This window comes from Polynucleobacter sp. IMCC 29146 (assembly GCF_021395195.1).
In the GTDB taxonomy this organism is placed as follows: domain Bacteria; phylum Pseudomonadota; class Gammaproteobacteria; order Burkholderiales; family Burkholderiaceae; genus Polynucleobacter.
In genome coordinates this window covers 1-9,599 of record NZ_JAJVCR010000022.1, presented here as the reverse complement: position 1 = coordinate 9,599, position 9,599 = coordinate 1, and the positions used below count along the sequence as shown (strand labels likewise).

Annotated in this window: 9 protein-coding genes; 2 read left to right on the top strand and 7 right to left on the bottom strand. The window is 39.1% G+C overall.

The features are described from left to right. The first annotated feature begins 134 nt into the window (after nucleotides 1-134). Together LZT22_RS12510 and LZT22_RS12505 are read left to right on the top strand one after the other, a co-directional pair. The gene (locus LZT22_RS12510; protein WP_233925635.1) at nucleotides 135-848 is read left to right on the top strand and encodes a glycosyltransferase family 2 protein; all 714 of its coding nucleotides are present in this window, start codon (nucleotides 135-137) and stop codon (nucleotides 846-848) included. Nucleotides 849-1,072: 224 nt separating this feature from the next. Beyond that, nucleotides 1,073-1,669, top strand: a complete 597-nt coding sequence (locus LZT22_RS12505) for a class I SAM-dependent methyltransferase (protein WP_233925634.1) — start codon at nucleotides 1,073-1,075, stop codon at nucleotides 1,667-1,669. A gap of 469 nt (nucleotides 1,670-2,138) precedes the next feature. On the opposite strand, the gene LZT22_RS12500 is transcribed toward LZT22_RS12505, so the two are convergent. The 7 genes from LZT22_RS12500 to LZT22_RS12470 form a co-directional block, all read right to left on the bottom strand. After that, a complete protein-coding gene (locus tag LZT22_RS12500; RefSeq protein WP_233925633.1) occupies nucleotides 2,139-2,657 on the bottom strand; it encodes a hypothetical protein in 519 nt (172 codons plus the stop codon). A gap of 20 nt (nucleotides 2,658-2,677) precedes the next feature. Then, complete coding sequence (locus tag LZT22_RS12495) at nucleotides 2,678-3,334, bottom strand: PIG-L deacetylase family protein (protein WP_233925632.1); 657 nt, start codon at nucleotides 3,332-3,334, stop codon at nucleotides 2,678-2,680. A 2-nt stretch (nucleotides 3,335-3,336) separates the two neighbouring features. Beyond that, a complete protein-coding gene (locus tag LZT22_RS12490; protein WP_233925631.1) occupies nucleotides 3,337-4,437 on the bottom strand; it encodes a DegT/DnrJ/EryC1/StrS aminotransferase family protein in 1,101 nt (366 codons plus the stop codon). An 11-nt stretch (nucleotides 4,438-4,448) separates the two neighbouring features. Further along, nucleotides 4,449-5,549, bottom strand: coding sequence for a DegT/DnrJ/EryC1/StrS aminotransferase family protein (locus LZT22_RS12485; RefSeq protein WP_233925630.1), 1,101 nt, complete (start codon nucleotides 5,547-5,549; stop codon nucleotides 4,449-4,451). Beyond that, nucleotides 5,550-6,632: an alpha-ketoacid dehydrogenase subunit beta gene (locus LZT22_RS12480; protein ID WP_233925629.1), complete on the bottom strand. Its 1,083-nt coding sequence runs from the start codon at nucleotides 6,630-6,632 to the stop codon at nucleotides 5,550-5,552. Next, nucleotides 6,632-7,618, bottom strand: a complete 987-nt coding sequence (locus LZT22_RS12475) for a thiamine pyrophosphate-dependent dehydrogenase E1 component subunit alpha (protein ID WP_233925628.1) — start codon at nucleotides 7,616-7,618, stop codon at nucleotides 6,632-6,634. Before LZT22_RS12475 ends, LZT22_RS12480 begins: the two co-directional genes overlap by 1 nt. A 168-nt stretch (nucleotides 7,619-7,786) precedes the next feature. Continuing rightward, nucleotides 7,787-9,418 (bottom strand): hypothetical protein, encoded by a 1,632-nt coding sequence (locus tag LZT22_RS12470; protein WP_233925627.1) that lies wholly within the window; start codon nucleotides 9,416-9,418, stop codon nucleotides 7,787-7,789. Nucleotides 9,419-9,599 lie beyond the last annotated feature (181 nt).

Genomic DNA, 9,599 nt, shown 5'->3' with positions numbered 1-9,599 from the left:
ACGAGGAGCTTAGAATGATCCAAGACCGATTAAACAACCGACCCAGAAAACGATTAGGATTTAAAACACCGAGTGAAGTCTTTATGCAATCTTTAAACCGTGTTGCACTTCGTGTTTGAATTCACCTCTATTTAATGTCTAATTTTTCTATATCTATAATCATTCCCGCCTTAAATGAGGAAGAAATTCTACCGAGTGTGGTTTTTGATACTTTGGCCTTAGCTAAATCTAAATTTACAGATTTTGAAATAATTCTCATTAATGATGGAAGTATTGATTCAACTCCAACGGTTATGGATTCCTTCTGTCAGGATGAGCCACGCATTTCTGTGATTCATAATGCTAAAAATCTTGGTTTTGGTGCCTCCTATAGGTTAGGGGTTTCTCGGGCTAAAGGCGATTATATTATTTTGCTATGTGGTGACGGAGGTTTGCCAATAACTTCTCTTGACAAGTTAATTCCGTATATTGGAACCGCAGACATAGTAATCCCGTGGATGAAAAACTTAAAAATGATTAAGTCAAATGGTAGATATTTGCTATCTAGAACTTATACTAAATTGCTCAATTTATTCTTTAATCTAGATCTTCATTACTATAATGGTCTGCCAATTCACAAAGCATCGCTAATTAAGCCGCTGCCATACTCTGACAGCGGCTTTGGATTTCAAGCTGAAATATTAATAAAGTTAATTCGATCTGGAGCAACTTATGTGCAGGTTGGAGTAGAAGGCGCTGAAGAGTCTCAGCAGTCAGATGCCCTCAACATTAAAAACTGGTTAAGAATATTTTCCACTATCTCCGCATTATTGGTTTTAATACCTAAGAGTAAGAGCATTAAGAAATGAACGTTAATTCAATCCTTAGGTGCCCAGCTTGTAAAGGCACTCTCCCAGCTGACGCACTAAGTTGCTCATGCTCCCCTAGTTATTCTCTTTTTTATAAAAAGGTTTACTTAGCTGGCTCTATTGATGGGCAATCTTACTTTGATGCACTCTATCAGACGATGATTGAGGGGAATAGTGAAGTTGGAACCCAAAATATATTTTATAACAAGCAAATAGAATTTTTTTTGAAAACGATTAATCCAGGCGAAGTCATTTTGGATATCGGGTGTGGGCCTCAGTTGCCCTATAAGCATCCCAAGGATACATTTTTGATTGGGCTTGACCCATCCCTTGGCTCAATTGCTGCCAATAGCCAAGTTGATTTGGGAATATTTGGCTCTGCATCCAGCATTCCCCTTATTGACCACTCTGTCGACCGAGTGGTTTGTTTTTATTCTATTCATCACATGACTGCTAATTCTGTTGCTGATAATAGAAATATCCTTAATGAGGTTTTCAAAGAGCTAGGACGGGTTATTAAGCCATCTGGTGAAATTATGATTTTTGATGTCAGTCCAATTTTTCCATTCAATGTGGCTGAAGATATTGTTTGGAATATTGTAAAAAAATCCTTAGGTACTAAGTTAGATATGTATTTTTGGAAGGACGATTATCTAAAGCAACTAGGATTGAGAGCATTTCCTGGGGCTCAATTTAGTCAAAAGAGCTTTTATTCAAAATGGTCTACAAAGTTTGCCCCAATTTTTAGTAAGCCTGATTTTTTTATTCCCAGAGCTTTGTATCCGTTTAATGTAAATTTGTATTCTTGGAAATGCTTTTAAGCTTTGTTCTTGAAGTAGTGCTGTAATTTTTCCATGGAATGCAAAAATCTAATACCTTTTTCTGTGATTGAATGGTTTTGTTTTTCCTTCTTTAACATGCCTAATTTGGTAAGGCGTGCCAATCTAATAGAAACCATTTTTTCACCAGAGTAAATCTTTGTGATATCAATTGATTCTTTTCTATGGCCATATAGCATAGACAGAATATTCATTGAGATACTGCTTAGTAGCGAAGAAAAAAGAAAAATGTATAGTTCGCAAAGAAAGCTATACATAATTACTGCGGAAAATAATTGAACTGAAAAAAATCTATACTCAGTAACAATTAATGCAACTAGACCTAGGCCCAAAAGAGAGCCTGAAATAATGAATAGAACCAGCCTTCCAATGAGCGGAAAAATTCTAATAAGAATTGCATGTGTTATTACGGCAAGTAAGAATATAGCGGCAGAATATATGATCCACATATCTATCCTGGATCCTGAAGCTTAACCATCTTCTGGATGTAAAGCATGCAGGCGGAAGATGGGATACCTTTCGGTGATATAACCCATAGCCCATCTTGAAGTTTAATCATCCCTCCAGCATGAAGCCCGTTTAATCTGGTTTTTAATTTTCCATTACCTATATTTATCAGTTTGGTAAGTGAAGTATCTGTAATTGGCTGGTGAAGGGATAATTTAACTATTTCTTGTGAGAAGCTACCTTGAGCTAGCGCCCAAAACTCGAGGAAGGTTAAGCTGTAAATCCCGTGCAAAAAAACGCATCCAAGTACACAAGAAATAATTATAGGATCAGGGTTGTTAAGGATTAAAATAGCCCCAAAAATAACAACAAAACAAGAAGATATAAGCTGAAGTTTAAATATTCCACCCTCTGAGGCTCTTAAAGACCCGTGCCTGAAAATAAAGTGGAAATACGAAAAATTAATCAGAATGACGCTAAGCGTAAATAGGAAAAATACTAAGGCTTGTGTCGTGTTGTCCATTTTCCTTATAGTACTTTTAACTAATCTTGTATCTGACGTAAAACCATAAAAGCTTCAGCTGCTTTTAATCCTACAGAATGTCCTCTGACTGTTGCCTGAGCAAAAAGTGATTCTAAGGAACGTGAATGCGGTGAAGGTTTAACGTCACCAATATATTGCTTTAATGCCAATTCTTTTTGCTCCAAAGAGCGGCTGATATCAATGAAATAGGTTGGTTGAAAACTATTTCCAGGATTTGGAGGCGCCCAATCTGTGGAGGAGAGAGTCTCGTATGAGTAGATGGCCTTCGTTGGGCAGCCGGGGGCTGGTCGAAGAGCTGTTACGCCAGCCTTATAGGTGGTTTGGTGATCTATATTTAAATTCCCACCATGATTGATATAGACAGCTTCCGGTTTTATTTGGTTTAGAAGTTTTTCTAGCCTAGAAACAACATCAAGAAGTGCAATAGTGTCAGAGCGGTTCTCGGCAAACCCAAGAAATATAGGCTCATTGGCACCAAGAATTTTAGAGGCGGCAATAGCATTTTGGCGTCGAGCTGCATCTTGATGCTGACCATCGCCAAATAAAATAGCAGTATTTACGGTATCACCAGCAGCAATATGTTTTGCTACCGTTCCTGCGCATCCCAGAATTTCGTCAAGGCAGTGTGGGGCAATTACGAGAATATTCTTAGGCATACTTAAACTCCATAAAATGCATTAACTTTTTCGGCTACATAAGTAATCTGATCATCTGTCAAATTTTGGTGGTGTGGGAGTGCTAAAACTTTTTCACATTGTGCTTCAGCTACTGGTAAGTCTCCCTTTTTTAATCCAAAGCGAGCAGCTGCTTTATGCAAATGTAGAGGGGTACCATAATAAACCAATGATTCAATATCATGTGATTGTAGATAATCTTTTAATTTGTCGCGTTGGTCTGCTTGGGTTATAAACATTACATAAGAGTTATGTTCTTCTGGTTTTTCAGGGGGTATAAAAATAGACTCCTGTTTGATAATGCTTTTATAGAGCTCCACATTGTGACGCCGTCTATCTACAATTGCCTTTAGTCGCTCAAGTCGGAATTTCAAGACTTCAGCATTGAGAGAGTCTAATCTAGAATTGACTCCATAAAGTACACAGTTATCACGAGACTCTAAGCCATGCGTTCGATAAAGGCGAACTTTCCTATTGACTTCATCATCATTAGTGGACATAAAGCCTGCGTCACCAAGGGCATTGAGATTTTTTAGTGGATGCGCAGAATAGGCTGCTGCATCTCCAAAGCTGCCACCATGCTTGCCACGATAGTAAGCGCCCATTGACTGAGCTGCATCTTCAATCACAATCAGATTATGCTTTTTTGCAATCGCCATGATTACATCCATGTTGGCAATTCGACCACTCCAGTGAACTGGCATGATTGCTTTTGTACGAGGAGTAATTGCTGCTTCAATTTTGCTTACGTCAATATTTTGATCATCACAAACATCAACATAAACAGGGGTAGCGCCTACGTGGACAATTGCACCAGTAGTAGCCACAAATGATACGGGTGTGGTGATGACCTCATCCCCTTTACCAATTCCATATGCCCAGAGCGCCATCATTAGTGCATCGGTTCCGGAATTTAGGCCAATTACATGCTTGACATCAATATATTTGGCGGCCTGTTCTTCGAATTCATTTACTTCTTGAGTTAAGATTAAATGGCCTTTTGACAAAACGTTATCAACGCATGCTAGTAATTCAGATTTCTCTTCTTGGTAACGTTGTTGTAAATCAATAAATGGGACTTTCATGAGGAATTCTCTTATTTAAGGTAGAAGTTACGAACAGTTTCGATGATGAAGTCTAGTTCCTGCGTTGACAGATGTTGGTCAATCGGAAAAGTAATGCATTCTTTGGCGTGTCGATCCGTTACAGGGAAATCGCCAGGTTGATGACCAAGATAATCAAGGGCTTTTTGTTGATATAGAGGGATTGGGTAATGAATTTTTGCTTCAATCCCATTTTCAATACAATATTTAAGTAGAGCATCACGTTGCTCTACAAATAATATGTATAAAAGATAGACATGTTTTATATTAGGCTTACGCTCAGGAATTCGAACGCCAGGAATATTTTTTAGTCCAGCGTCTAAATACTGAGCATTTTTTGCGCGTTGCTCAACTATCCATGGAGTCTGAGGGACAATATATTTCCCTACAACAGCCTGTGTTGAATCAAGGCGGGTGTTGTAGCCCAAAAGAATCATTTCATCGCGATTCTTCAGCCCATGATTTCTGAGTAACTTGCAGTGCTCAGCCATTGCATCATCATTGGTCACAATGATTCCTGCATCGCCCCAAACATTGATGATCTTTAAGGGGTGCATAGAAAAGGCTGCGGCTATTCCAAATGTACCAACTTTTTTCCCATTAATTTCACCAAGCAAGCTTTGGCAGCCATCTTCTACAACTGGCAAATTGTATTTTTGGGCTATCTTAAGAACTGCTTCCATGTCTACAGCATCACCAGTTAGATGCACTGGCATGATCGCCTTGGTTTGGGGTGTAATAGCACGTTCAATTAAATCAGTATTGATGCAAAAGTTATCGTTGCAATCCACAAAAACAGGTTTTGCTCCTACTTCATTAATAGCGCCTACAGTTGCCCAAAAGGTATTCGCGCAAGTTATCACCTCATCACCAGGACCTAAGCCCAGGGCCTTCAATGGAATTTTGCAAGCGTCTGTACCAGAACCAACACCAATAGCATGTTTAACTCCAAGCATTTTTGCAAACATTGCCTCAAATTCTGAGACAGGTTTGCCTAAGGTGAAGTCGCCGCTAGCAACGAGTTCGCGAAGTTCTTTAAAAATCGGTTCTGGATCAGCATACTGCTGGCCTAATGGAGAATATCGTACGTGCATTTAAAAAGGCCCTGTAAAAAATGGATCAGGAACATCAACTGGAAGACCTTTGCGATCGGCTATCAACCTCTCAGTAGCAAGGACAATTTTTTCATTTGATACCCCAAGCATTTCTCCCGCTTCTCTCAAAATCTTTACTGCGTCTGGATATAGTCCTGGTAGTAAACCTCGTGAGCTTGGGGTTGGGTGATCAGGCATGCCAATCCGAGCAGGTGCTTTTTTAAGTTTGTCAAAGCAATGGGTAACTACTTCAGAGCATATTTCAGCGCCTATACCAAATTTTTTAAATCCAGTATCTATAGTAATTAAGTGACCAGTTTGGTTAACCGAGTCATAGATCTTTTGTAGATTAAGGGGGCGGATTACGCGCAAATCATATACCGCTGCATCAACACCAATTTCTTGCAGTTTTTCTGCCGCTCTCATTGCCTCTAAGGTCATATAGGAGCTCGACACAAGGGTGATATCTTTACCGCTTTTCAGCTCACGGGGGCCATCCAGGGGTTCAGTGTAAAAGCCATCTGGAACTTCACCTTTTACATAGTGGCACCAGCGATGCTCAATCACTATTACGGGATTATTGTCTTGAACTGCGGCAATAATCATACCCTTTGCATCACGAGGATACGTGGGCATAATTACCTTGAGTCCTGGTATTAATGCAAATAAAGTTTCAAGGCTTTGGGAGTGCTCTGGGCCTTGGCCCCAGCCGCGCCCAATGATGAGGCGAATAACGATTGGCACATGATGTTGCCCCTTGCTAATGTAATGCGTCTTGGCAGCATTATTAACAATTTGTTCCATTGCCAAAAGAGCAAATTCAACACGATGAAAGCTCAGCACTGGCCTTTTTCCCATCATGGCAGCGCCAATTGCAATGCCTGTAAGTCCGCTTTCGGCTACGGGCATTTCAATAACTCTATCGCTGGAAATATGGTCTTTTAAGCCTTTGATTGTTCCGTATACGGAGGAGGGGTCAGATACTCCTTCCGCAAAAAAAATCACCGACGAATCTTTCTTGGCAATTTCAATAAGACCCTCGCGGATAGCATCTCCAGTGTTGATTAAATGTGTCTTAGTCATTATTCATTTTCCGCATATACAAATTGTGATACTTCATCCGGAGTGGGGAGTTTGGACTCCTTGGCAAATACAAAAGAGGCATCAATCTGCTCTTGTAATTTTGCTGTAATGCTTTGTAATTCTTGATCTGTTAATTGATTGCTTGCTTTAAGTGCGTCGATAAAATTGCTAACCGGATCTTGCTCCTTCCACTCTAAAAATTCAGATTCGGCTCGGTAGCCAATATCATTGTCATAATTTGGCCCACAATGCTCTCTCCAGCGATAGGTATCTAGTACAAGGAAAAAAGGGCCCTTGCCAGAACGGCAGTACTCAACTGCCGTTCTGCTGGCCTCTAATACCTGCAAAACATTATTTCCATCCACATGTAGTGACTTTATGCCATGAGCATCAGCAAGGGCAGTTAAAGGACGATCTGGTTGACGTTCATTAAGGGGGGTATAAACAGAATAGAAATTGTTTTCACAAACAAAAAGTACTGGCAGGTTATTGAGGCTAGCAAAGTTAGCACTCTCATGAAAAATACCCTCTTCAACGCAGGCATCGCCAAAAAATGCCACGGAAACTCTTTTACGTCCATCAATCTTGTCTGCAAGGGCTGCACCAACAGCAAGCGGAATTGAGCTTGCAACAATGGGGACACTGGAAATAATTCCCTTGCTTGTATCCATTAAGTGCATGGAACCACCACGTCCTCCAATACAGCCAGTAGATTTACCATAAATTTCTGCAATCATCGCACTCAGATCTCCGCCTTTGGCAAGGTAATGCGCATGACAGCGGTGGGTACTAAAGATTTGGTCCGCAGACTCAAGCGCTTGGCAAACCCCAACTGCTGCCGCCTCCTGACCAATTGAGAGATGAATAGGACAGCGCATTTCTTGTTCTGAGTATAGGGTTGATATTGTTTCTTCAACCTGACGAATAAAAAGCATGCTTGTTAAGAGCTCGTTTGCTGATATCTGACCATTATTAATGTGAGGCATTTGCAAAATTCCTAAATATATGGAGGAAGGATCGTGAGTATTTGGTAAATAAAGCCCTGATTAATTTGCCTATTAATAAAGCAGCAAAATAAGAGGTTTCGAAAATGCCTCAATTATACCCATTCGATTGGATGGAATAGACGCTCATTTTTGTGAACAAAATGGTATTTAGCTTATGGTTTTGGGTGTCATTACGCAGGATTTAACTGTGGCACCAACCAATGGCTGAATTACTTCAAAACAAGGCCCTGAGTTATACCCCTTCATCAAGCGATCCATATTTCGTAGATGTTTTTCCAGCTCATCTTTATCTACTAGTGGAAAAGGATTTTCCGCAGCTATAAATTGAAAAACAAAAGGTCTGTTTGGAAGCTGCATATCGTAGCTGCCGAATTTATGCTTTGGAAATAGTTTAATCAGAGAGGGGTTTATATTGGATTCATACCACCCCTGGTTTGAATTAGAAAAGCCTCTCATAATCATATCTTCTAAGGTACCTAAGGCGTAAGAGTTTGATGGCACTATGACATAAATTGGCAAGTCTTGCTTATCATTCCATGCGTAAATTGGGCGCTGCCAATCCCCCCCATTAGTCAATGCATTCAATAGAAAATTATTAGTCTGATAATTAGGAAGCGCATTAAGCTTTGATGAAAAAATCCAAGTTAAAGGCCAGGCAATAAAAAGAATGGCCACAGCGTAAGAAAGAGAATTACGCAATTTTGATTCAGGATAAGACGAGGTCAATAGTATTAATAAAGTGATAATGACGATATTGTCTACATAACTTGCGCCACCACCTCTTTTGATGGTTACTAAGAATGTGATCAATGCAGTTATAAAAAGAATTACAAGTGATTTTGACTTGAATTTATTTAAAACTATCGCTTGTATTAATGCAAAAACTATAAAAATGGTAAATAAGATAATTAAATTTAAATTAGGATTGGCAAGCCAATCAATCGACAAATAATCTGTTGGCCAAAAATCCCCAATAACCATTGGGCTTGAGGTTCCTGCAACATGTAGAATGCTGTAGAAAAAATCATAAATAGAGCTTAAGTTACATTTAAATAGAATTAAGAAATAGCTGAAAAAAGTAATTATTACTACAGCAATAAATTTGATTAAAAAATAAATATTTTTTTTGTAATTAGTAGTACTTACAAAGTAAGATAGAAACAACCCAATCGGAAAAATGATGATTGGTAATTTAAGTGCACCTATCGTGCCAGTAAGGATACCAAAGACAATAAATGCACTAAAAGTAGGAGTTTTATAGATGAAATTTTTAAGGTAGTAATAAAATGTCCCAAACAAAAATAATTTGACGTATGAGTGATAGTCTGGATACAGTTGATAAGCAAATAAAGTATGATTAATTAGACCAAAAATTAGTGGAGTAAAAATTAGCCCGAGTCTTGTCGACTTTGGTAAATAGTTATCCCAAGAAATCCAAAGCAATAAAAATAACCACCCGATTAATGGAGTCGCGATGGTGAGGTATCCAAAGATATTTGTTTGCTGCAAAAGGTCTGATGTAAAGTGTTTCCCGCTTATGTAATAGATATTTTGAATGATTGCCATAACAGCCCCTTGGGACGGAATGATGACATCATTAAGTGCCCCATCTACAAATCGCATAGACCAAAAAAAATGGTATCCAATGTTTTCGCCGTAGAAGGTCGATAAATTTGCCCCCCCATAAACCCATCTTAAGGGCGGTATTGAGTAAGCAAGCCAAGAAATAACGGCAAGTAAAGTAAAATAATAGTTAAGCTGACCAGTTTTAATGGGCATTTAATTGCTGGTATAAAAGTTTTAAGGTTAAATATTTAACTACCATTAAGCTTTGGTGAATTCAAACACGAAGTGCAACACGGTTTAAAGATTGCATAAAGACTTCACTCGGTGTTTTAAATCCTAATCGTTTTCTGGGTCGGTTGTTTAATCGGTCTTGGATCATTCTAAGCTCCTCGTC

Bases quoted from the DNA above. Each gene is read 5' to 3' on its own strand.
- LZT22_RS12510 (WP_233925635.1), top strand. From the start codon at position 135: ATGTCTAATTTTTCTATATCTATAATCATTCCCGCCTTAAATGAGGAA.
- LZT22_RS12500 (WP_233925633.1), bottom strand. From the start codon at position 2,657: ATGGACAACACGACACAAGCCTTAGTATTTTTCCTATTTACGCTTAGC.
- LZT22_RS12495 (WP_233925632.1), bottom strand. From the start codon at position 3,334: ATGCCTAAGAATATTCTCGTAATTGCCCCACACTGCCTTGACGAAATT.
- LZT22_RS12490 (WP_233925631.1), bottom strand. From the start codon at position 4,437: ATGAAAGTCCCATTTATTGATTTACAACAACGTTACCAAGAAGAGAAA.
- LZT22_RS12485 (WP_233925630.1), bottom strand. From the start codon at position 5,549: ATGCACGTACGATATTCTCCATTAGGCCAGCAGTATGCTGATCCAGAA.
- LZT22_RS12480 (WP_233925629.1), bottom strand. From the start codon at position 6,632: ATGACTAAGACACATTTAATCAACACTGGAGATGCTATCCGCGAGGGT.
- LZT22_RS12475 (WP_233925628.1), bottom strand. From the start codon at position 7,618: ATGCCTCACATTAATAATGGTCAGATATCAGCAAACGAGCTCTTAACA.
- LZT22_RS12470 (WP_233925627.1), bottom strand. From the start codon at position 9,418: ATGCCCATTAAAACTGGTCAGCTTAACTATTATTTTACTTTACTTGCC.